Genomic DNA, 21,993 nt, shown 5'->3' with positions numbered 1-21,993 from the left:
AACGGTAGCGTTTCCCGGCGTGAAGGTCGTCGTAGCGCACAACAGATATCGCGAGGCCATCCCGTCCGGCGAGAACGTCATCGTCGACACGGAGATCGCGCAGCTCACGGCGGCCGGGATCGAGGTGCTGCCGTTCCAGCGCGCCTCCGACTCGATCGGGGAGCTGCCGCTGGCGCAGAAGGCCCTGCTGCCGCTGTCGCCGATCTTCGGCCGGGCGGCCCAGCGGGACCTCGCCGACCTGCTCCGGCGGGAGCGCCCGGATCTGCTGCACCTGCACAACCCGTACCCGTTGCTGTCGCCGTCGGTCGTGCGGACCGCGCACGCGCACGGCGTGCCGGTCGTGCAGACCGTGCACAACTACCGGCAGGTCTGCTCGTCCGGGCTCTACTTCCGGGACGGGCACAACTGCCACGACTGCCGGGGCAAGGTGGTGGGCTGGCCGGCCGTCGTGCACAAGTGCTACCGCGGGTCGGCGGCGCAGAGCGCCCTGATGGCGACCACGCTGGCGGTGCACCGGCCGACCTGGAAGTCGGTGGACCGCTACATCGCGCTGACCGGGCGGATCGCCGAGCACCTGCGGAACTACGGCATTCCGGACGACCGCATCGTGATCAAGCCGAACGGCCTGCCGGATCCCGGTGATCCGGAGCCGCTGGGTGACGGTTTCCTGTACGCCGCCCGGCTCTCCCCGGAGAAGGGCCTGGCGCTGCTGCTCGACGCGTGGCGCCGGCACCCTGACGGGACGCTGGGGCAGCTGCGCATCGCGGGCGACGGGGAGTTGCGTCCGCTGGCCGAGCAGGCCGCGGCCGAGCGGGCCGACGTCACCTATCTCGGCGCGCTGGACCGGGCCGGCATGGTCGCCGCCCGCCGCGCCGCCTCGGTGATCGTGGCCGTGCCGACGTGGGACGACGTGCTGCCGACCGTGATCCTGGAGGCGATGGCCGCCGGCCGGCCGGTGCTGGGCACCGACGTCGGCGGGATCCCGTACCTGCTCGGGATCGGCGAGACCGTGAGCCCGGCGGGCTGGGCGGTGGGGCCCGACCCGGAGAAGCTGGCCACCGCGCTGCCGATCGCCCGCGCCGGCGCGGCGGCTGTCGCGTCCGCCGCCCGCGACCGCTACCTGCGCGCTTTCCACCCGGACGTGGTGACCCGGCGACTCATCGACATCTATGCCGGGCTCACAGGCAATTCTCATCCCGCATCGAGGTAGATCGCCATCGAAACGGGGAAAGCTGGCCCCGTGACCGAAGCCAAACTTTCGCGCCGCAACCTCCTGCTCGGTGTCGGCGGGGCCGTGGTGTTCACCGCGGCCGGGGCCGGGGCCGGCTATGCGATCGCCGACAGCCAGGACGACGCCGAGACCCCGCAGGCCGCCCCGCAGGCCGGCCCCGCGAAGTACCGGTCGCGCCCCGACCTGCGCACGCTGCCCGACGTCACGATCACGACGCCGGCCAACGCGACCGCCCCCGGCTTCATCTTCCTGACGCCCGCGTCCGGCACCGGGCTGTGGGGCCCGCTGATCGTGGACGACAAGGGCTCACCGGTCTGGTTCCGCAAGGTGCCCGACCCGGCCACGGTGGCGATCGACTTCAAGGTCCAGCAGTACCAGAACAAGCCGGTCCTGACCTGGTGGGAGGGGACCATCGGCGGCACCGGCGGGCAGGGCGTCGGGCAGGGCGAGTTCGTCATCGCGGACACCTCGTACCGGGAGATCACCCGGGTCCGGGCGGCGGGCTCCGAGCAGGCCGACCAGCACGACTTCGTGATCACGCCGGACGACACCGCGATCTTCTGGGTCTACGACCCGGTCCCGTACGACCTGTCGGCGCTCGGGGGGCCGGCCGACGGCGTGCTGCACGACGGGGTGATCCAGGAGATCGACATCAGGACCGGCAAGCGGGTCTTCGAGTGGCGGGCCCGGGACCACGTCGAGCTGTCCGAGTCGTACGCGCCGCTGCCCGAGGGCGACTCCGCCCACCTGCCGTACGACTACTTCCACGCCAACTCGGTCGGGCTCGACGCGGACGGGCACATCCTCGCCTCGGCCCGGCACACCTGGGCGAACTACAAGATCGATCGCAAGTCGGGCAAGGTGCTCTGGCGCATCGGCGGCAAGAAGTCCGACTTCACCGTCGATGAGAAGTCCAAGTTCAGCTGGCAGCACGACTTCCGGCGGCGGCGCGACGGGTCATACAGCATCTTCGACAACGGCGCCGGCATCACCAAGGAGCGCGAGCAGTCCCGCGGCCTGGTGTTCAAGGTCGACGAGGCTGCCAAGACGGTCACCTTCGTGCAGGAGTTCCTGCACCCGGAGAAGTTGTCGGCGCCGACGCAGGGCAACTTCCGGGAGCTGGCCGACGGCGGCTCGTTCATCGGCTGGGGACAGAAGCCCTACTTCACCGAGTACGCCCCGGACGGCACCGTGCGGCTCGACGGGCACCTGCCGCTCGACAACCAGTCGTACCGCGCGTACAAGGCTGAGTGGGCCGGTGCGCCGCTGGACCAGCCCGCCCTGGGCCTGCACGTCGACGGCGGCAACGTGGTCGTCAGCACGAGCTGGAACGGCAGCACGAAGGTCGCCAAGTGGCGGGCCCGGGCCGGCGGCCAGCCGCGTGCCCTGAGCCAGATCGCCGAGGCCGGCCGCACCGGCTTCGAGACCACGCTCAAGCTGCCGGGCACCCCGGAGTACGTGGTCGCCGAAGCGCTCGACAGCAGCGGGAAGGTGCTGGGGACCTCGTCCGCGATCCCCGTCCGCGTCTGAGTCAGCCCTTCAGAGCGGCCCGGCCCGCAAACGCGATGCTGGCGGCCAGGAAGGCGCCGTTGACCAGCGTGAACGCGCCGATCACGAAGATCGTCCACTGTGGCGCCAGGGTCAGCACCAGGCCGGCCAGGGCGATCACCGCGCCGTAGTCGCGGACCAGCTTGACCACGCGGACGGGCAGCGAGCGGCTCGTCACCATGCTCGACGCCTGGCTGCCCGTCTGCATCACCGAGGTGACCAGGTTGACCATCCAGGTGCCCGCGAAGGCGGCGACCAGCCACGCCGGGGTCTCCGGCACCTGCGCCTCGGCGACCGCGGACAGGGCCGCCACCAACGCGATCTGACCGGCCACGTCGCACAGCACGTCGACCCGGCCACCGGCCGCGCTGGTCTGGCCGGTGACCCGGGCCAGCTGGCCGTCCGAGCAGTCCAGCGCGTACGCGAACTGCCAGCCGACCAGCGCGAGCAGCCCGACCGGCCAGGCCCACACCTGGCGGTCCGCGACCGGTCCCGCCGCCGCCACCACGACGAACGAGACCAGGCAGCTGAGGCCCAGGTTGGCCACGGTCAGCACGGTCGGGGCGAGCCGGTGCTTGTGGGCGAAGACGGCGATCCGGGCACCCACCCGCTGGCTGATCGCCTCACTGAACAGCCCGCCGCCCCTGTTCACGCCGTAGTAGTCGGCGGCGGTGGGCGGGCGGTCCACTGTCGGCTCAGCGGCGGGCGACGGCGTCGTCATACTCGGCCAGCTTCCTGCGGATCTCGTCCGGCGACATCGCGAGGTGTTCCAGGATGGTGTAGCGGTCCGGCCGGGTCCGCGGCGCGAAGTCGACGACCTCGACGAACTGCTCGCGGGTCAGGCCGACGTCGGCGGCCGTGCGGGGCAGGCTGTGCCGCACCAGGCAGTCGGACATCTGGGCGAAGCGGCGTTCGTCCCCGCGCAGGAAGGTGCAGAAGAGGGCTCCCAGGCCGGCCAGCTCGCCGTGGGAAGCGGTGTCCGGGAACAGCGAGTCCGTCGCGTGCATGATCTCGTGACAGCCTCCGCTGGACGGACGGCTGCTGCCGCAGACTGCCATGGCCAGACCACTGGAGATCAAGGCTTCCGCGAGCACGGTGACGAACGCGTCGTCGGTCATGTCGCCCGGCATGGTCAGCACGGCTTCGGCCCCCATCCGAGCCAGCGAGGCAGCCAGACCGTCGACGGGCTCGCCGCGCACTGCCCGGGCGAGCTCCCAGTCGGCCAACGCGCTGATGTTGCTGATCACATCGCCGATGCCGGACCGGTTGACCCGCTCGGGGCCGTTCTCGACGAAGTCGAGATCAACGATGACGGCAAGAGGGATGTGCACACCGTAGGAGCGCTTGATGCCGTCGTGGATCAGGCTCGCCACCGGGGACGCCACGCCGTCGTTGGCCAGGCTGGTCGCCACGGACACCATCGGCAGGGCGTAGCGCGTCGCGGCATATTTCGCCGTATCTACCGTTTTGCCGCCGCCGATCGCCACCACGGCGTCATACGAGCGAGAGCGGAGCTTCGCGCCCAGGTCGATCGCCGCGTCGAGGGTGCCCCCGGCGGTGGTGTAGATGTCAGCCGACCGCAGCGATGGCTGGATCATCTCGGCGATCCGCTCGCCCTGACCTGGCCCCACGACCACGGCGACGTCGCCGCCGGACGAGATCCGGCCGTCCGCCAGGATCGCGCTGAGGTCCGCGACCGCGCCCCGGCGGACGTCGATGTGCAGCGGCGTCTGGACGCTGCGGGCTAGTAACGGCATGCGATGTCCCGCGCCTTGGCGAGGTCGTCGTGGTTGTCCACCTCGACCCAGGGGATGTCGCCGATCGCCGCGCCGCGGATCTCGCCGCCGCGGTCGGCGTACTCCTGGTAGCCGTCCTCGTAGTACAGGTCGGGGTTGCGCTCGAAGGTCGCCTTCAGCGCGTCGGCCAGGCCGGCGGCCGCCTCGGCCTCGATGATCGTGGCGCCGATGTACTCGCCCGAGGCCTCGGCCGGCTCCATCAGCTTCGTGATCTTCGTCAGCCGGCCATCTGCCGAGAAGACTGCCTTCATCTCCTCGTCAGCAAGCTTCTTCACATTGTCGATGGCGAGCAGGATGCCGGGGCCGCGGTTGGCCAGCAGGGTCTGCTCGACGCTCACCGGGTGCACGGTGTCGCCGTTCACGAGCAGTGCACCCTGGGCGAAGTGGTTCCGCGCCAGCCACAGCGAGTAGGCGTTGTTCCACTCCTCGGCCTTGTCGTTGTGCACCAGGGAGATCTTCACGCCGTACTTCTGCTCGAACGCGTCCTTGCGCTCCTCGACCGCGCCGGCCTGGTAGCCGACCACGATCGTCACGTCCGTCAGCCCGGCCGCCGCGAGGTTGCGCAGGGAGATGTCCATGATCGTGGTCTCCCCGTCCACGGGGACCAGCGCCTTCGGCAGCGTGTCCGTGTAGGGACGCAGCCTGCGTCCGGCGCCGGCGGCGAGTACCAAGCCGATCATGGGGTGGTTCCTTCCCGAAGTGAGGGGCGTGCCAGCCGAGGATAGCGGTGGGTTCACATACCGAGATTGTGCAGCACCGCGGAGCCGCCCTCGGCGAGTGCGGAAAAAGCTCTCGTGCCGGCGACCGGCGCTGGAAGAAATGCGGCCGTCGCTGCCCACGACGAGAGCTCCGGCGCCGGACAGCGGGGCCGGGGGACACTCGAAAAATCACACAGTGCCTGCTCGTAAGCTTGGGGGCATGACCGCTGAGCAGCTGATCTCGTTCGCAAGAGGGGCTCCGTCCCTGGACATCATCGACGTGCAGGGCCTCAAGGCCGCCGCCGCCCGGGCCTTCGACGCCGATCCGGCCGGGGTGACCGCCTACGGCACCTCTGTCGGTTACGTCCCGCTGCGTAAGTGGATCGCCGACAAGCACGGCGTCGACGCGGACCAGGTCATCGTGACGAACGGTTCGCTGCAGGCCGACGCGTTCCTCTTCAACCACCTGGTCAACGCCGGCGACGACGTGATCGTGGAGAAGCCGACCTACGACCGCACCCTGCTGAACCTGCAGAATCTGGGCGGCAAGGTGCACCAGGTGACGATCGAGCCGGACGGCATCGACGTCGCCGAGCTCAAGGGGATGCTTGAGGCGGGCCTGCGCCCGAAGCTCGCGCACATCATCCCGAACTACCAGAACCCGGCCGGTGTCACGCTCTCGCTGGAGAAGCGGCGGGCGCTGCTGAGCCTGGCGGTCGAGTACGGCTTCACGATCTTCGAGGACGACCCGTACGTGGACATCCGCTTCCGCGGCGAGGCCCTGCCGTCGATGCTGTCGATGGACACGGAGAACGTGGTCGTGCACGCCTCCAGCTTCACCAAGACGGTGTGCCCCGGTGTGCGCGTGGGTTATCTGGTCGGCCCGGCCGCCCTGATCGACGCCATCGCCAAGAAGGCCACCAACCTCTACATCTCGCCCGGCATGGTGTCCGAGGCGATCGTGCACCAGTTCTGCGTCTCCGGCGACATCGAGCGGTCGGTGCAGACGGTCAGCACGGCGCTCGCCGAGCGGGCCCGGGTCCTCGCCGCCTCGCTGCGCGAGCACATCCCCGGCGCCACCTTCACCGAGCCCGACGGCGGCTACTTCCTCTGGGTGGATCTGCCGTCCTCGGTGGACGTGGACAAGCTGTTCCCGGCGGCCATGAAGAAGGGTGTCGCCGTGGTCAAGGGCAGCGACTTCCTGCTGGACGGCGGTAAGTCGTCGGTGCGGCTCGCGTTCTCCGCGGTCACCGTCGACCAGATCGACGAGGGCGTCCGCCGGCTCGCGGCGGCCATCGCCGAGGTCTCCGCCTGATACCTGCCTGACTGTCGGGTTTCCGACACTGCGCCTCAGACGCCGGTCCCGGGTTTCCCCGGGACCGGCGTTCGGCTCACAATGCTGCTGCACCGGATGCATGACCATGCGGCCCGGTGCGTCGACACCCACCCCCGCCCCCCGGCGCCGGGCGGGCCGATCGCACCTTCACCCCCCGAAATGCGGCCGGTCCGTCCGGCGCCACCCGGCCGACCGGCATGCGGGTGGCCCGGCCGGGCAAGGTAACGGGCGTAGCTTCGTGCAGGCCTCACCGCGAGGTCGGCCGACATCACCCCTGGGGGAGGCAGCCATGAGCGACGACGTGCACCGCAGCCGGACCACCGGCGTCAACCGGTCACTGTCCCGGGCCTGGACCGCCCCGGTCCGGGCGATGAACCGCTTCCTCGGCGCCGACGACGGCCGGCCCGACGAGCCCGGCCGGCCCTACCACGGCACGGCGGTGGTGGACTGCGGCGTCTACGTCGACGGCAAGCGCGAGCCCGGTGACTTCACCCCGGACGAGGCGCTGCGCGAGGCGTGCAGCCGCGAGAACGCCTTCGTCTGGCTCGGCCTGCACGAGCCCACCGCGGCGGAGATGGCCGCCATCGCGCGCACCTACGACCTGCACGAGCTCGCCGTCGAGGACGCGGTCAAGGCGGAGCAGCGGCCCAAGCTGGAGCAGTTCAACTCGGTGCACTTCCTGGTGCTGCGCACCGCGCGCTACGTGCCGCACGGCGAGCTGACCGAGACCTCCCAGGTGGTCGAGACCGGTCAGATGATGATCTTTGTCGGCGAGCGCTTCGTCATCACGGTCCGGCACGGCGACGCCTCCCGGCTGGCGCCCGTGCGGGCCGACATGGAGGCCCGCGGCGAGCTGCTCGCGCAGGGGCCGTGGGCGGTCGCGTACGCGGTGACCGACCGGGTGGTGGACGCGTACGTCGAGGTGGCCGACCAGGTGGAGACCGATCTCGACATCATCGAGGAGGGCGCGTTCTCCCGCGACAGCGGCAGTCCGGTGCAGCAGATCTACCAGATGAAGCGCGAGATCGTGGAGTTCCGCCGGGCGGTGGTGCCGCTGCAGCGGCCGCTGGCCACGATCACCTCGCCGCAGAGCCGGCAGGTGCCCAAGGAGATCCGGCGTTACTTCCGGGACGTGCAGGACCACCTGACCCGTACGGTCGAGCAGGTTGCCTCGTACGACGACCTGTTGAACTCGATCCTGCAGGCGCGGCTGGCCCAGGTCACGGTCGACCAGAACAACGACATGCGCAAGATCGCCGCCTGGGCCGGTATCGCGACGGTGTGGACCGCGATCGCCGGGGTGTACGGCATGAACTTCGAGCACATGCCCGAGCTCGGCTGGCAGTACAGCTACCCCGCGCTGGTCACGTTGATGCTGGCCGTCTCGGTGCTGCTCTACCGGGCGTTCCGGCGCAACGGCTGGCTCTGACCCGCCCCCCACCACCCTCGGCCGCCCTTTACAGTGACGGGGTCGCCCTGGGGAGGGAAGTCGCGTGCCGTCACGCCAGGATCAGCTGCACTCGTACCAGTACTCGCAGCAGCGGGTGGTGGCCGCGCTGGTCACCCACGACCCCGATCCGCACCGCTCGCCGCTGCGCCGGGCCGGCAGCGCGGCCCTGATCAGCCTGGTCGTCGCCTCGCTGGCCGTCGGTGGCGCAGCCGTCTACGGCCTGCTCAAAGGGCGCAGCTCGGTCGAGCCGCGCAACGAGGCGGTGGTCTTCCTGGAGAAGGGCTCGGGTGCCCGCTTCGTCTACCTCAAGTCCGACGACCGGATGCACCCGGTGCTCAACTACAGCTCGGCCCTGCTGATCGCCAACGCGACCGAGCCCAAGATGGTCGACGCCTCGTCGCAGAGCCTGGCCAAGGTGCCGCTGGGCGATCCGCTCGGCATCCCGGACGCCCCCGACTCGCTGCCGGCCGCCAAGGGCGGGATGGTGCCGCGGGTGTGGACAGTCTGCTCGCGGACGCCGGCCGATTCCGGCTCGGGCACCCCGGCGCAGAGCCTGCTGGTGGTCGGTGATCGGCTCACCGACGGCACCGTGCTCCCCGTGCCCCGGGCCGACACTCCCGCCGCCGACCTGCGCGGCCTGCTCGTCGTCGACCCGTCCGGGCGCACTTACCTGGTCTACAACAACAAGCGGTTCCTGATCCCGGCCGGCCGGCTCCAGCGCACCCAGTCCTTCCTGGGCTGGACCCAGCAGCCGCTGCCCGTGGCGGCGGCCTGGATCAACGCGGTGCCGATCGGGCCCGACCTCAAGCCGCCGGCGATCCGGGACCTCGGTGATCCGTCGCCGGCGATCGACGACTTCGAGATCGGCCAGCTGCTGCGCATCCGCGGCGACGCCAGCGGCACGGACAAGTGGGGTGTCGTGCTGGGCGACGGCGTGGCCGACATCACCGACGTGCAGGCGCGGCTGCTGCAGGTCGACCCGGAGGCGTACGACCGCCAGGACATGGACCTCAACCTGTACAGCAGCCTGCCGCACTCGCAGACCCAGCTGATCGGCGAGGCCGCCGCCGCTGGCCTGCCGCCAGCGGTCCCGGTGCTGCTCAACGGCCCGGAGCAGGTGTGTCTGACCTACGACGGCGAGGATGCCAAGGGTGACGCCGGCCAGGGCGTGCTGAGCATCCGGATCGGCCCGACGGCTCCGAACGGCAGCCCGGTCGCCGGTGCGCCGGCCGTCGCGGGTGGCGTGCAGGCCGATCTGGTGCACGTGCCGCGCGGCAAGGGGGCGCTGGTCGTGGCCGCCGCCTCACCCACGGCGCCGGCCGGGAGCGGCACGGTCAGCATCGTGACGGACACCGGCCGCCGCTACCCGGTCGCCAACCGGGACGTGCTGCCCCGCCTCGGCTACGCCGGTGTCGAGCCGGCTCCGATCCCGGGCCAGCTCGTCTCGCTGCTGCCCCAGGGACCGGCGCTCGACCCGGTGCGCGCCCGCCAGGGCGATTCCACCGAGGGCTGAACGCAGCGAGGCGGGTGAACGGCTCCGCTCGGAGCGCCCACCCGCCTGCATGATCTGCGTTACCGGGGGTCAGTTCTTCTTCTGGCCGCCGCTGGCCAGCCGGGCCACCTTCGGGCTGTGCTGCGCCGACTGGGTCTGGTCGACCGGGTCGGCGTCCACGAGCTCGATGGCGGGCTCCGGCGTGCCGGCACCGACCGTCGGGTCGACGCCCTTCGCGGGGTCCGAGCCGACAGCGCCGACGACCGGGCCGGTCTCGCCCTTCGGCGTGACGAAGCCCGACGGACCGGACAGATCGGCCGGCTCGGCGAGGGCCTCGTCGGAGCTGGTGATCCGCGTCGTCGCGGGGCTCGGGTCGTACTCGTCCCACTGCTCCTGACGACGCTTACGCAGCACGTAGGCGCCGGCGGCACCCACTGCGGCGCCGGCCAGCAGCAGACCGCCGAGCTTGGAGCCCTTGCTGCTCTGCTTGCCCTTCAGTGCCTTGTTGGCCCGCTTCTGGATCTTCTTGGCGTCCTTCTTGCTCGCCTTGAGGTCCTTCTTGCTCGCCGTAGCCGTCGACTTGCTCGCCCGCTGCGCCTTCTCGGTCGCCGCGGTGACCAGCGGAGTCAGCGTGGCGACGGCGCTCTCCCAGCTGCCGGTCGCAGCATTCTTGGCCTTGCTGGCCGTCGGCTGCACTCGATCACGGGCAGCGTAGAAACGGGGACCCACGGTCGCGCTGGTCTCCTGCGCGGCGAGCGATGCCGCACGCTTGAAGTGATCAACGCTCTGACCGAGCTCGCTCTTCATCTTTGCGCTGCGGTTCTTCCGTCGCATCGTTGCGAACACCAGTGCCCACCTCCTGTGGTTCTCTCCCACGTCATGTTGCCCTCTTGGGTACCCCCGCGTTGCCGGATCAGACACATGGGGGAGGATCCGAACTGCAAAGAACTGTCCAGCGCCGGTCCTCCACCTAGCGACCGGCGACCGCGACACTGATGGGAGTACCCGTGGCCGAGACTCTTTACGCCACCCTGCACACCAATCACGGCCCGATCCGGCTCCAGCTCTTCCCGGACCACGCGCCGGCGACCGTGCGCAACTTCGTGGAGCTCGCGGAAGGCACCAAGGATTACGTCGACCCGCGGACCGGCCAGAAGGGCAGCGGCCCGTACTACGACGGGACGATCTCGCACCGCGTCATCGCCGGCTTCATGATCCAGCTCGGTGACCCGACCGGCACCGGCCGCGGCGGCCCGGGCTTCCAGTTCGCCGACGAGTTCCACCCGGAGCTGCAGTTCGACCGGCCCTACCTGCTCGCCATGGCGAACGCCGGCCCGGGCACGAACGGCTCGCAGTTCTTCATCACCGTCGGCGCCACCCCGCACCTCAACCGCCGGCACACGATCTTCGGCCAGGTCGCCGACGAGCAGTCGGCCAAGGTCGTCGACTCGATCGCGGCCACGCCGACCGGTCCGGGCGACCGTCCGCGCGAGGACGTCGTGGTGGAGCGCGTGGAGATCGAGCGCGCGTAGTTCGGTTACCCCGTCCGGGTACCGTTGTGGGTATGAGTGAGTCTCCGGTGACGGCGCCGGTCTGCTACCGACACCCGTCGAAAGAGACCTACGTCCGTTGCACCCGCTGCGAGCGGCCGATCTGCCCGGACTGTATGAACGAGGCCTCGGTCGGCCACCAGTGCCCGGAGTGCGTTGCCCAGGGCAGGCGCACGCAGCGGCCGGCCCGCACCGCCTTCGGCGGCAGCGTGGCCGGCCGTGCCGGCACGACGACCAAGGTCCTGATCGGCATCAACGTCGTCGTGATGCTGGTCTCCATCCTGAGCGGCGGCGCGAACGCGATCGCCGGCGGCGGCTGGGGCGGCCTGCTGGGCGGTAGCACCCCGCTCACCGAATGGGGTGCGGTGCTCGGCTCCGCCGTGTACGGCCCGGCCGGCGACGTGGTCCCGCACGGCATCGCCCACGGCGAGTGGTATCGCCTGTTCACCGCGATGTTCCTGCACTACGGCGTGCTGCATCTGCTGATGAACATGTACGCCCTGTGGTTCCTGGGGCGCGACATCGAACGGGTGCTCGGCCCGGCCCGCTTCGTGGGGCTCTACCTGCTGGCCGGCCTCGGCGGCAACGTGGCGGCCTATCTGCTCTCCGCGCCGAACGCCATGACCGCGGGCGCGTCGACGGCCGTCTTCGGCCTGATGTCCGGCATCTTCGTGCTGCTCAAGCGCCTGAACCTGAGCGTGGCGCCGATCCTGCCGGTGATCGTCATCAACGTCGTCTTCACGTTCGTCGTCTCGAACATCTCGGTCGCGGGCCACCTCGGCGGCCTGGTCGTCGGCGCGGTGACGGCGGCTGTGCTGGCGTACGCGCCCAAGGACAAACGCAATTTGGTTCAGGGGGTCGGCTGCGCGACGATCCTGGTGTTCCTGCTGGCGCTGGCTGTCTATCGGACACTGTCCCTGATGAGCTGACGTCCGGTCGCGGTCAGGCAGACCCGGCGGCCGGCGCCGATCCGGGTCCCAGCGGCCACGTTCTGACCGGTGACACGCCATTCCGACCGCCGGACGGGAGCCTCGCCGGCCGGTGCGTGGCAGACCGAGACGTCGGTCAGGCCGGCGCGTGTCGCCACGTCCAGCGCGCTGGCCAGCCCGAGGCCGACGAGAGTGGGCATGACGATCTCCTCTCGGGCTCGGTCGCGATCGGCCGCCCTTGCCTCGGCGGCTCTCGCAGCTGCGACCCGCGCCTCGGCGGATCTCGCGGTCGCGGCCCGCGTATCGGCGGCCTTGGCGGCCAAAACCTTCGCAGCCAGCGCCTTGTCGTCCGCGGCCCGCCCCGCCGCGGCCCTGTCTTCCGCGGTCTGCTGCGCCGCGGCCTTGTCTTCCGCCGCCCGCTGCGCCGCGGCCTTGTCGTCCGCCGCCCGCTGCGCCGCGGCCTTGTCGTCCGCGGCCCGCTGCGCCGCGGCCCTGTTCTCCGCGGCCTTGCCGGCCGCCGTCCCGTCCGCGCTGACCGCTCCGGAACCCCGGCCCAGCCGCACCAGGTCGACGTTCGTGCCCCACCCGACGCCGAAGCACAGCAGCACGACGGCCGCGCCTGCCCCGACGATCCCGGTCAGACCCCGGTGGCGGCCCGACCAGCGGGCATACCTCGCCGCCGGAGTGGACGGACGTGCCCAGCGGGGAGAGCGCCACGGCAGCCGGCTCACCGGTCGCGGCAGCTCACTGGACACGTCGATCGGTTCGGCGGGCGGTAACGGCAGCCGGGGCCGGGGCATGACAGGTCGCAGGGACGGAAGGGTGAAACGCATGCGGTTTCCTCAGCGCAGATACGGGCGATGACCACCAGAGACGATCATCGCCGCCGTACCGGCCGTGCGGGGACAGATCCCCGCAATTGCCCTAGAGCGGGGCGTTGGCCCGCAGGGCGTTGAGGGACTCGGCGACCTCTTCAGGGTCCGTGCCCAACTCGTGCTCGCTGAACAGGTGCAGGCTGTCGCCCGCGTCGATCTCCAGCAACCGGTTGCGCAACCCCATGCGTTCGCGGCTGTCCACCCGTACCCGCTCGACCTGCGGCCAGGCCACATGCCGGCGCCGGACGAAGCCGACCACCATGGTCACCCCGCTCGTGTCCGCGCTGAGCCGGACCGGCGCGATCAGGTCCCGGACCGCCCAGCCGGTCAGCGCGGCGGCGACCACCACCGCGACGAACCACTGCACCGGGTCCTCGCGGCCGAACGCCACGACCAGCACCACCAGGGCCACCGCGCCGAGCAGTTTGGCGATCGGCAGGACGGGCCGCACCCGCCACTGAAGAGGCGACATGGAACCACTATGGCAGCCCGGCGTACCGTCGGCAGTATGCGAGACGCGGTGATCGTGGGGGCGGTACGCACTCCTGTCGGACGTCGCAACGGCGGGCTGGCCCAGGTGCATCCGGTCGACCTGTCGGCGGTGGTGCTGCGGGCGCTGGCCGAGCGCGCGGGCATCGACCCGGCGGACGTCGAGGACGTGATGTGGGGCTGTGTGTCCCAGGTGGGTGAGCAGTCGTGGAACGTCGGCCGTAACGCCGTGCTGGCGGCCGGCTGGCCCGAGTCGGTGCCGGCCACGACGATGGACCGGCAGTGCGGCTCCAGCCAGCAGGCGCTGCACTTCGCGGCGGCGACCGTGCTGTCCGGGCAGGCCGATCTGGTGGTGGCCGGCGGCGTGGAGTCGATGAGCCGGGTGCCGATGGGCTCCAGCGCGGCCGGCGCCGACCCGTACGGCTCGGCCGTCGCCGAGCGCTACGGCACGACCGTGTTCAACCAGGGCGTCGGCGCCGAGATGATGGCCGAGCGGTGGGGCCTGTCCCGCCGGCAGCTGGACGAGTACGCGCTGGCCAGCCACGACGCGGCGGCGAAGGCGCAGGACGCCGGCGAGTTCGACGTCGAGGTGGTCGCGGTCGGCGACGTCACCCGCGACGAGGGCATTCGGCGCGACACCACCCTGGAGAAGCTGGGTGGACTCAAGACGCCGTTCAAGGCCGACGGCGTGGTCACCGCGGGCTCCGCGTCGCAGATCTCCGACGGCGCGGCAGCCCTGGCCATCACCAGCTCACGCTGGGCGGCCGCGCACGGACTGCGGCCGCTCGCCCGTGTGCACACGGCGGTGGTGGTGGCGGCCGATCCGGTGATCATGCTGACCGCGCCGCTCCCGGCCACCGCGAAGGCGCTGGCCAAGGCGGGTCTCACCCTGGACGACATCGGCGTGTACGAGGTGAACGAGGCGTTCGCGCCCGTACCGCTGGCCTGGCTGGCGGAGACCGGCGGCGATCCGTCCCGCCTCAACCCGCGCGGCGGGGCGATCGCCCTGGGACATCCGCTCGGCGCCTCCGGGGCCCGGATCATGACGACGATGATCCACCACATGCGACAGACCAAGGTCCGCTACGGCCTGCAGACGATGTGCGAGGGCGGCGGAATGGCCAACGCCACGGTGCTGGAACTTCTGTAATTCGATATTCATCGGGTGTTCCCCGCTGCTTCCCCGTTCCGCGGCCGTTAAACGCCACATGGACGTGTTCTCCCGTACGTTCCTTCCCGCCGCCGCCGAAGCCGGGGTTGCGATCCCCACCGTGAGCCGGCACATGCCCATCTTCCGCCGCTGTGTGGAGCCCGACGACGCCACGGTGCTGGTCACCAGGTGCGTGAGTCCGGACCGGCCGCTGGCCGGGGACTTCCTGCTGCTGCTCACGTACCGCCGGATGGTCGTGATCCAGGAGACCCGGGTGCTGCACCGGCTGCGGCTGCACCTGAACGCCAACCTGCGGCACCTGAGCGACGTCACCTGGAACCCCGACCTGCGCACATCCGTCGTGGACGTCGCGGCGACGGCGGTGGACGGGGTGCGCGAGCGCTTCCGGATGCGCCTGGCCGAGCCGGCGCAGGTGTGGCACGTCGACACGCTGCTCAAGCACGTGTTCCGCGAGCGCCGCACACCTGCGTTCCCGGCCACCGTCGCCGCCTAGCTTCCGGCCTGCAGGAACGCGCTGATCGAGGCGCGCAGACCGGTTGCGTCCAGGCCGTGCCAGCGCGCATGGTCGGCGGGGGTGCCATAACGCCGCTGCTCCGCGCGGCCCACCCCGAGATGCAAACTGCGATGGGGTACGTCGGACAGCGCCGCCGCCACCAGCCGGCTCGACGTGCCGGCCAGGTAGGGCTCCACCACGACCACCTCGCGGCTGACCAGATCCCGCAGACCCCGGGTGTCGAGCGGCCGCGGCGTGAGCGTGTACGCGACCGTGACGTCCAGGTCAGCGGTGGCGGCGAGCACCGGATCGAGCATCGGCCCGACCGCCAGCACCACCGGCGCCCCGGCCCAGCCCCGGCGCACGACCTGCAACTTGTCCGTGTGCGCGTACGCCTGGCTGTTCTGCTGGGTCGAGAGCCGCACGTAGATCCGGTCGTCGTTGCGCGCGGCCGCCCGCAGCAGCGCGGGCACCTCGTTCGGGTGACCCGGCACATGCACGGTCCAGCCCTCGAGCGTGTCCAGCAGGGCGACGTCGCCGGGTGACTGGTGGGTGTAGCCCTCGCTGGACGCGTCGTACGAGGCGCCGATGCTGACCAGCACAGCGCCGACATCCTGATGGCCCAGGTCCAGCTTGATCTGCTCGTACGCCCGGTCGATGACGAAGGGCGCGTACGAGTGCACGTACGGCCGCAGCCCGGTGAGCGCGAGCCCACCGGCGACCCCGGCCATGAGCTGCTCTCGGATGCCGACGTTGAGCACCCGGTCGGGATGCCGGCGCTGAGCCGGCGCGAACGCGTCGCCGGAGATGTCGGCGATCACGACGGCGGTCCGCGGGTCCTCCTCGAGCAGCGCGGTGGTGGTGGCGACGAAGGTGTCACGCATGATCCTCAGCCTTTCTTCTCGACGGCGGCCACGACGACGTGCGGACGGTCGCGGTCGCGCTGCCGCAGGGCGATCTCGATGGCCTCGTGGTCGCGGCCATCCACAGTGGAGGCGGTCCAGCCCGGGAACCGGCTGGCGATACCGCCGGGCCAGCCGTGGGTGGACGACTGGTTGTCGATGACGATCGCGGTGAGCTTGTTCAGCCGGGCGGCGGCCGCGTACGCGATCGCCTCATGGTTGGAACCCTCATCGAGCTCGGCGTCGCCGAGCAGCACGAACGTCCGGGCGTCGAATCCCTGGGCCCGCAGGCCCAGAGCGGTGCCGACGCCGAGACCGAGCCCGTGCCCCAGCGAGCCGGTGCCGATCTCCACGCCGGGGATCAGCACCCGGTCGGGGTGGTGGCCGAGCGGACTCCGCGACCCGCCGAGATCGTCGAGCCAGTCGACAGGAATGAACCCCTTCGCGGCGAGCACGGCGTAGTAGCCGGCGGGCCCGTGCCCCTTGGAGAGCAGAAACCGGTCACGATCGGGTTCGTCGACGGTGTCGGGCGTGACCCGCAGCACGCGGTCGTAGAGCACCCAGAGCACATCAAGCGTCGAGTACGCGCTGGGTGCGTGCTTCTCGTCACCGGTCAGCCGGGTCAGCAGAGTGCCCAGCAGGTCTGGATTTGCCGCTGTCGTAGTCATAGGCTCACTCTGCAAGTTAAAGTTCACTTCAACTCAAGGATGTCGGCAGTGGAGCTCCTCACCATCGGCGACATGGCCGTCCGCAGCGGCGTGGCCCAGTCGGCGCTGCGCTACTACGAACGCGAAGGCCTGATCCGGTCGACGCGCACGGGCGGCAACCAGCGGCGGTACGAGCGGCACGAGCTGCGCCGGATCGCCTTCATCCGGATCGCCCAGCAGGTCGGGGTGTCCCTGGACGAGATCCGCGAGGCGCTGGCGGAGCTACCGGAGAACCGCACCCCGACAAAGGCGGACTGGGCCCGGCTGTCGGCACGATGGCGGCGCAAGCTGGAGGCGCGCATCGCGATGATGGAACGGCTGCGCGATCAGCTGACCGGCTGCATCGGCTGCGGATGCCTGAGCCTGAGCCGCTGCAAACTGATCAACCCGGAAGACCGCCTGGCCGCCCGCGGCACCGGCCCTCAAATGATCATCAACCCGCCGGCCTGAGCCGCTTCTTCGATCTGCGCCCAGTGCGCTTCCCGGGCGGCCGTGTCGATCGGCTGCTCTTGCGTGGCCGCCACCCCGGTACGCCCGTCGAGCTGCTCCCGGAGAATGTCGGCATGCCGGCGTGCCGGTTGGTGTCGTTGAGAACGTGCACAACGATGGTGAACAGCTTCACGTGCGGCCGCGGCCACCACGGCACGTGGCCCGGGGCGTCGAGGTTCAGCTCTCTGATCGTGCGGTCGGCGTGGTCGCAGGCGCGCCGGTAGAAGTCGACGATCTGGTCGCGGGTCTCGTCCGGGGTCACCCACAGGTCGCTGCCGTCCGCGTCCTGCCATCGGGGCAGTGGTTCCGGGAACGGGCGGCCGAAGATCTCGCCGAGGTAGCGGGCTTCCCAGGTGGCCATGTGCTTGACCAGGCCGAGCAGGTTGGTCCCGGTAGGCGTCAGCGGGCGGCGGATGTCGTACTCGGAGAGGCCGTCGAGCTTCCAGACCAGGGCCTGGCGGGTGAACTGGAGCTCTTCGAGCAGGGTGTCCTTCGCGTAGTCGTCTGCCATGTGTGCTCAGGCGACCCGCGGGATCGGCAGCATGCTCATGCTTACGTCACCGGTCTGGTCCGGAGACGGGGCCGTCCTCGTACTCGCCTCGGCGACGACCGTGGCCTCTTCCGGTGTGCCAGTCGAAGTCACGATGTCGGAGAGGAGCGCGGACAGGCGGCCGATGTCGTCGGCGGCCAGGCGGAAGGAGCCTCGGCAGACTGGGCCGGCCCAGAGGGACACGACCATGACGCCGCGGTCCTGGTGGTAGCTGACCCGCATGGTGCGGTCGTCGCCGCGTACATCCTGGAAGACGTCGCCGACGGTTGGCATCGGAAGCACCTCACCCATGGGGCCAGCTTGCCGGAAGGACGAACCGGAGGGAAGGGCGTGGGTACGAGCGGAGGGCGTGGGATTCGAACCTCGGAGACGCGGAACGTCTCACCGGTTTCGAGATCGGCCGCAACAAGATGTTGACATGCACGAACGTCGAGGACTGCGCTCCTGTTGTCGCGCATGGTTCGCGACCCTATGCTCTGGCGTCTTCAGACTCATCGAGGTGGAAGCGTTGGCTGACTGCCTCCTGCTTGCCGGGTCGGCCGACTGGGTGGTTCGCGACAGTTTAAGGCTGACCATCCGTTCAGTGGTTTCGTGCGGCTCTCCGTCCCGTGTAAGCAAGAGCCATGGATGTGGATGTGGCACAGGCAGCCGCCGCAGTGATGCCTTACGTTACGGCGGTGGCTGGTGCGTATGGGGCCCAGACGTTGGAGAAGCTGCGTGACCAGGCGCTCGATCAGGCTTCAGACGCCACTGTGGGGCTGGGCCGGCGACTTCTGAACCGGATCTTGGGGCGGGAGGAGTCCCGAGAGATTATCGAAGGTGCGCTGGTCGAGGTCGGTGCGACCCCGGATGATGAGGACACCGTCGCGAGCCTCCGGCTGCAGATCCGCAAGGCGCTCGCCGCCGATCCCACACTCGCGGCCGACGTGGCGCATTTGTTGCAGTCAGGCTCGGTGATGACAGCCGGCGATCATGGGATAGCGGCCGGACGCGACGTCTCCATCTACGCCACTTCGGGTGGCGTGGCAGCGGGAACGATCCACGGTGGGGTGTCCACGTCGGGAAACCCTCCTCTGCCGGGAGCGGGCCAGGCCTGACCACTCCCGGGCACGCACCTATTTTCGCCACTGGCACGAACTTTATCGCGACCGGCGGTGGGGTTGCGGGCGGTTGGACCGAGTACGTCCCAGGCAACCCGACCCGCGCCGCGCCTTCGCCGATCGAGCTGTCCAGCGTCGCCGCATCGGTGGCGTTGCCGCTGGCCGAGCATGATGTGACCCGAACGCTTCGCGGTCGGCAGGCCGTCGTCGAAGAGCTGACGAAGCTTGTCGGTCAGACCGGCGCGACGGCGCGGACGCGGGTGTTGCACGGGTTGGGAGGCAGCGGAAAAACCCTGATTGCCCTACATGTGGCTCGCGAGGTCGCTGCTCGCGGAATACCGGTGTGGTGGGTATCGGCTGCCGAACCTTCGGGGTTCATGCCAGCCATGCACGCGGTAGCCCAGTTACTGGGCGCGACCGAGGTGGAGCTTCAGGAGCAGGACCCTGCCGACATCCTGTGGCGGCGGCTGGAGGTCCGCACCGAGCCTTGGCTGTTGGTTGTCGACAATGCCGACGACGTGTCGCTGCTCGATGCGGGTTCCGCCGACCTCGGCGGCGGGAGGGCGCTAGCCGATGGCCGGGCCTGGATCCGTCCGCTGGCATCCGGTCCCGGCTTGGTCATCGTCACCAGCCGCGACGGCGACCCGAAGCGGTGGGGCCGCTGGTGCGCCCTAACGCCGATCGGCAAGCTCGCGGCCTCGGACGGCGCGCAGGTACTCCTCGATCACACCCGTGACCGGTGCGGCAGCCGGGAGGAGGCTGAGAACCTGGCAGAGCGCCTCGGCGGGCTCCCGCTGGCGCTTTCGCTGGCCGGTTCCTACCTGGCAGACAACATCACCGATCCGTGGCCGGACGCCGACTCGCCCACGACCTTCACCGCCTACCGCGATGCGCTCGAAGCCGGGCGCAGCGATCTCCTCACCCCCGAACCCGACGACGATGACGAGCGGCAGGCTCGGCGGCTTATCGACGGAATCTGGCGGCTGTCTGTGGACCTGTTGGAGCAGCGCGGGGTCACTGGGGCCAGGCTGTTGATGCGGCTACTCTCGCATTTTGCGGAGGCGCCCGTGCCTTACCGTTTGATGCTGCAACCGTCCGTGCTCAAAACCTCCTCAATCTTCGTGGGGATCGATCGCGAGAAGCTCAGGTCGATACTCGTCGGGGCCGGCCACCTTGGTCTGATCGACTTGTCGACCTTGTCGACGCCGAGTGCCGCTGCGCACAGCGAGATCCCTCTTCTGAGTCTGCATCCCTTGATGCGGGACGCTAGCCGCCATAGCGAAGACGCCGAACATGGTGGCGGCGACTATTTGTCTTTGGCGGCTCAACTGCTGTGTGCCGCTGTCCAAGACGAGCAAGAGAACTCTCCGCAGGATCCGAAGCAGTGGCCGAAGTGGCAGCTTCTGGCACCCCATGCGGCGCTTCTGCTGAAGGATTTAGTAGAGCAGAACGAAATCGACGCGGGGCTCGTGGCGAGTGTTGCACGAGTGGCTGACCTAACCATTCGTCAGATACATGTCCGCGGTCTATATGCTCTCGCCTACACCCAGTATCGTGCGTTGCAGGAAGCTTGCACCACAGCCCTCGGCCCTGACCATCCTTCGGTGCTTTCCAGCCGGCACGGTGCCGCTCTCGCATTGTGGTCTCAAGGCGGAACTCTGGCTGCACAAACGGAGTTTAGGAAGATCCTCGACATCCGTCAGCAGAGTCTGGGCGAGGAGCATCCCGACACTTTGATCGCTCGCCATAACCTCGCCGGGGTCTCGCGGGAGCGTGGTGATTATGTGGCTGCTCAGGCCGAGTTTGAGGCGGTATTTGCCATCGAGCGGCGGGTGCTAGGTGAGGAGCATCCCAGCACTCTGACCACCCGCCACAACCTCGCCGGGGTCTTGCAGGCGCGTGGTGATTACCCGGCTGCTCAGGCTGAGTTTGAGGCGGTCCTTGCCGTCCAGCGGCGGGTGCTCGGTGAGGAGCACCCCGATGCCCTGACCACCCGCCACAGCCTTGCTGGGGTCTTGCGGCAGCGTGGTGATTATGTGGGTGCTCAGGCTGAGTTTGAGGCGGTCCTTGCCGTCCAGCGGCGGGTGCTCGGTGAGGAGCACCCCAACGCCCTGATCGCCCGTCATAACCTTGCCGGGGCCTTGCAGGCACGTGGTGATTACCCGGCTGCCCAGGCCGAGTACGAGGCGGTCCTTGCCGTCCAGCGGCGGGTGCTCGGTGAGGAGCACCCCGACACCCTGATCGCCCGTCATAACCTCGCCGGGGTCTTGCGGCAGCGTGGTGATTATGTGGGTGCTCAGGCTGAGTTCGAGGCGGTCCTCGCGATCCAGCGGCGGGTGCTCGGTGAGGAGCACCCCAGCACTCTGACCACCCGTCATAACCTCGCCGGGGCCTTGCGGGAGCGTGGTGATTATGTGGCTGCTCAGGCCGAGTTCGAGGCGGTCCTCGCGATCCAGCGGCGGGTGCTCGGTGAGGAGCACCCCAACGCCCTGGCCACCCGCCATAACCTCGCCGGGGTCATGCGGCAGCGTGGTCATCATACGGCTGCCCAGGCCGCGTATGAGGCGGTCCTTGCCATTCAGCAGCGGGTGCTCGGTGAGGAGCATCCTGACACCCTGATCGCCCGTCATAACCTTGCCGGCGTTCTAGCCGAGCACGGTGATCGCCCGGCCGCAATAGCGGAATTTCAGGCCACCCTCCGCGTCATGGAACGAGTCCTCGGTCCTCGGCACCCCACCACGCTCGCGGCCCGCAAGAACTTCGAGCATGCGCGACGGCAGACGGCCAGCCATGGAGGACCCGTACTCTGGCACGGACCGGGTAAACGGCGAAAAGGCAAGAAGAAGTAGCGTCGACCGGCAGGGCCGACGCTCGAGCGCGCACTCGGCCACGGGGAAGACGGGCCGTTGGCGCGCCTCTTAGGCGGGCTCAGCCTGTCCGGTGACAACCGGCGGCGTCCGTCGTGCCCAATCTGATTCCGGCCGGACCGTACCAGCCGCCGCATGGCGATCACATGGCCCGTTGTAGGCCGCATGGCGTGACGTGGCGGCTACCTACGTTCGGTCAGCCGTTCGTGTGCTCGTGCGGGACGGCTGACCCGACCAAGCAGCGTGCGACCACGGCTGGATAGGACTTGTTCCGCTATGCTCCCGCGCTTTCGTAGCGGTTCAGCGTTCGTGCTCGTTCA

21 protein-coding genes and 1 pseudogene are annotated in these 21,993 nt (G+C 69.8%); 12 read left to right on the top strand and 10 right to left on the bottom strand.

Going from position 1 to position 21,993, the window contains the following annotated elements:
* Window positions 1–19: 19 nt before the first annotated feature.
* Window positions 20–1,210 (top strand): glycosyltransferase family 4 protein, encoded by a 1,191-nt coding sequence (locus tag ACZ6S4_RS20505; protein WP_465476468.1) that lies wholly within the window; start codon window positions 20–22, stop codon window positions 1,208–1,210.
* 30 nt (window positions 1,211–1,240) lie between these two features.
* Entirely contained in the window at window positions 1,241–2,761 is a 1,521-nt protein-coding gene (locus ACZ6S4_RS20500; protein ID WP_465476467.1) for an arylsulfotransferase family protein, read from the top strand.
* A gap of 1 nt (window position 2,762) precedes the next feature.
* On the opposite strand, the gene ACZ6S4_RS20495 is transcribed toward ACZ6S4_RS20500, so the two are convergent.
* The 3 genes from ACZ6S4_RS20495 to ACZ6S4_RS20485 are packed head-to-tail and all read right to left on the bottom strand — an operon-like array spanning window position 2,763 to window position 5,255.
* Window positions 2,763–3,500 (bottom strand): CDP-alcohol phosphatidyltransferase family protein, encoded by a 738-nt coding sequence (locus ACZ6S4_RS20495; RefSeq protein WP_465476466.1) that lies wholly within the window; start codon window positions 3,498–3,500, stop codon window positions 2,763–2,765.
* The gene (locus ACZ6S4_RS20490; protein ID WP_465476465.1) at window positions 3,475–4,536 is read right to left on the bottom strand and encodes an iron-containing alcohol dehydrogenase family protein; all 1,062 of its coding nucleotides are present in this window, start codon (window positions 4,534–4,536) and stop codon (window positions 3,475–3,477) included. The genes ACZ6S4_RS20495 and ACZ6S4_RS20490 overlap by 26 nt, the downstream gene beginning before the upstream one ends.
* Entirely contained in the window at window positions 4,524–5,255 is a 732-nt protein-coding gene (locus ACZ6S4_RS20485) for a phosphocholine cytidylyltransferase family protein (RefSeq protein ID WP_465476464.1), read from the bottom strand. The genes ACZ6S4_RS20490 and ACZ6S4_RS20485 overlap by 13 nt, the downstream gene beginning before the upstream one ends.
* Window positions 5,256–5,493: 238 nt before the next feature.
* Between ACZ6S4_RS20485 and ACZ6S4_RS20480 the strand changes: the two genes are divergently transcribed.
* The 3 genes from ACZ6S4_RS20480 to eccB all read left to right on the top strand — a co-directional run bounded on the left by ACZ6S4_RS20480 (window position 5,494) and on the right by eccB (window position 9,572).
* Window positions 5,494–6,588: an aminotransferase-like domain-containing protein gene (locus tag ACZ6S4_RS20480; RefSeq protein WP_465476463.1), complete on the top strand. Its 1,095-nt coding sequence runs from the start codon at window positions 5,494–5,496 to the stop codon at window positions 6,586–6,588.
* 310 nt (window positions 6,589–6,898) lie between these two features.
* Window positions 6,899–8,038, top strand: a complete 1,140-nt coding sequence (gene corA / locus ACZ6S4_RS20475) for a magnesium/cobalt transporter CorA (protein ID WP_465476462.1) — start codon at window positions 6,899–6,901, stop codon at window positions 8,036–8,038.
* Between the two features lie 64 nt (window positions 8,039–8,102).
* A complete protein-coding gene (gene eccB, locus ACZ6S4_RS20470; protein WP_465476461.1) occupies window positions 8,103–9,572 on the top strand; it encodes a type VII secretion protein EccB in 1,470 nt (489 codons plus the stop codon).
* A gap of 69 nt (window positions 9,573–9,641) precedes the next feature.
* Here the strand turns inward: eccB and ACZ6S4_RS20465 are convergent, their stop codons facing one another.
* The gene (locus tag ACZ6S4_RS20465; RefSeq protein WP_465476460.1) at window positions 9,642–10,358 is read right to left on the bottom strand and encodes a hypothetical protein; all 717 of its coding nucleotides are present in this window, start codon (window positions 10,356–10,358) and stop codon (window positions 9,642–9,644) included.
* Between the two features lie 200 nt (window positions 10,359–10,558).
* Here ACZ6S4_RS20465 and ACZ6S4_RS20460 point away from each other — a divergent pair, with 200 nt between their 5' ends.
* Window positions 10,559–11,083, top strand: a complete 525-nt coding sequence (locus ACZ6S4_RS20460; protein WP_212994471.1) for a peptidylprolyl isomerase — start codon at window positions 10,559–10,561, stop codon at window positions 11,081–11,083.
* A gap of 32 nt (window positions 11,084–11,115) precedes the next feature.
* Complete coding sequence (locus ACZ6S4_RS20455; protein WP_465476459.1) at window positions 11,116–12,030, top strand: rhomboid family intramembrane serine protease; 915 nt, start codon at window positions 11,116–11,118, stop codon at window positions 12,028–12,030.
* Here the strand turns inward: ACZ6S4_RS20455 and ACZ6S4_RS20450 are convergent.
* Window positions 12,003–12,863, bottom strand: a complete 861-nt coding sequence (locus ACZ6S4_RS20450) for a PASTA domain-containing protein (protein WP_465476458.1) — start codon at window positions 12,861–12,863, stop codon at window positions 12,003–12,005. The two genes, ACZ6S4_RS20455 and ACZ6S4_RS20450, sit on opposite strands and share 28 nt — an antisense overlap.
* 91 nt (window positions 12,864–12,954) lie before the next feature.
* The gene (locus ACZ6S4_RS20445; RefSeq protein ID WP_465476457.1) at window positions 12,955–13,377 is read right to left on the bottom strand and encodes a PH domain-containing protein; all 423 of its coding nucleotides are present in this window, start codon (window positions 13,375–13,377) and stop codon (window positions 12,955–12,957) included.
* 36 nt (window positions 13,378–13,413) lie between these two features.
* Here ACZ6S4_RS20445 and ACZ6S4_RS20440 point away from each other — a divergent pair, with 36 nt between their 5' ends.
* Window positions 13,414–14,544, top strand: a complete 1,131-nt coding sequence (locus ACZ6S4_RS20440; RefSeq protein WP_465476456.1) for a thiolase family protein — start codon at window positions 13,414–13,416, stop codon at window positions 14,542–14,544.
* 58 nt (window positions 14,545–14,602) lie between these two features.
* Window positions 14,603–15,058, top strand: coding sequence for a hypothetical protein (locus tag ACZ6S4_RS20435; protein WP_360546446.1), 456 nt, complete (start codon window positions 14,603–14,605; stop codon window positions 15,056–15,058).
* Here the strand turns inward: ACZ6S4_RS20435 and ACZ6S4_RS20430 are convergent.
* Complete coding sequence (locus ACZ6S4_RS20430; protein WP_465476455.1) at window positions 15,055–15,942, bottom strand: transketolase family protein; 888 nt, start codon at window positions 15,940–15,942, stop codon at window positions 15,055–15,057. The two genes, ACZ6S4_RS20435 and ACZ6S4_RS20430, sit on opposite strands and share 4 nt — an antisense overlap.
* 5 nt (window positions 15,943–15,947) lie before the next feature.
* Entirely contained in the window at window positions 15,948–16,628 is a 681-nt protein-coding gene (locus ACZ6S4_RS20425; protein ID WP_465476454.1) for a transketolase, read from the bottom strand.
* A gap of 39 nt (window positions 16,629–16,667) precedes the next feature.
* Here ACZ6S4_RS20425 and soxR point away from each other — a divergent pair, with 39 nt between their 5' ends.
* A complete protein-coding gene (soxR, locus tag ACZ6S4_RS20420) occupies window positions 16,668–17,117 on the top strand; it encodes a redox-sensitive transcriptional activator SoxR (protein WP_465476453.1) in 450 nt (149 codons plus the stop codon).
* On the opposite strand, the pseudogene ACZ6S4_RS20415 reads toward soxR, so the two are convergent.
* Both ACZ6S4_RS20415 and ACZ6S4_RS20410 read right to left on the bottom strand, forming a co-directional pair.
* Window positions 17,090–17,667: pseudogene (locus tag ACZ6S4_RS20415) on the bottom strand (DinB family protein). The gene soxR and the pseudogene ACZ6S4_RS20415 overlap by 28 nt on opposite strands.
* Before the next feature lie 6 nt (window positions 17,668–17,673).
* The gene (locus tag ACZ6S4_RS20410) at window positions 17,674–17,979 is read right to left on the bottom strand and encodes a hypothetical protein (protein ID WP_465476452.1); all 306 of its coding nucleotides are present in this window, start codon (window positions 17,977–17,979) and stop codon (window positions 17,674–17,676) included.
* A gap of 350 nt (window positions 17,980–18,329) precedes the next feature.
* Here ACZ6S4_RS20410 and ACZ6S4_RS20405 point away from each other — a divergent pair, with 350 nt between their 5' ends.
* Both ACZ6S4_RS20405 and ACZ6S4_RS20400 read left to right on the top strand, forming a co-directional pair.
* Window positions 18,330–18,803 (top strand): hypothetical protein, encoded by a 474-nt coding sequence (locus ACZ6S4_RS20405; protein ID WP_465476451.1) that lies wholly within the window; start codon window positions 18,330–18,332, stop codon window positions 18,801–18,803.
* Window positions 18,804–18,952: 149 nt separating this feature from the next.
* Window positions 18,953–21,655 (top strand): tetratricopeptide repeat protein, encoded by a 2,703-nt coding sequence (locus ACZ6S4_RS20400; protein WP_465476450.1) that lies wholly within the window; start codon window positions 18,953–18,955, stop codon window positions 21,653–21,655.
* Window positions 21,656–21,993: the final 338 nt, after the last annotated feature.

The sequence above is a fragment of the Actinoplanes sp. NPDC051405 genome, from assembly GCF_055586185.1.
The sequence above is the reverse complement of the archived record's forward strand: the minus strand, read 5'-3'. Positions and strand labels throughout refer to the sequence as shown.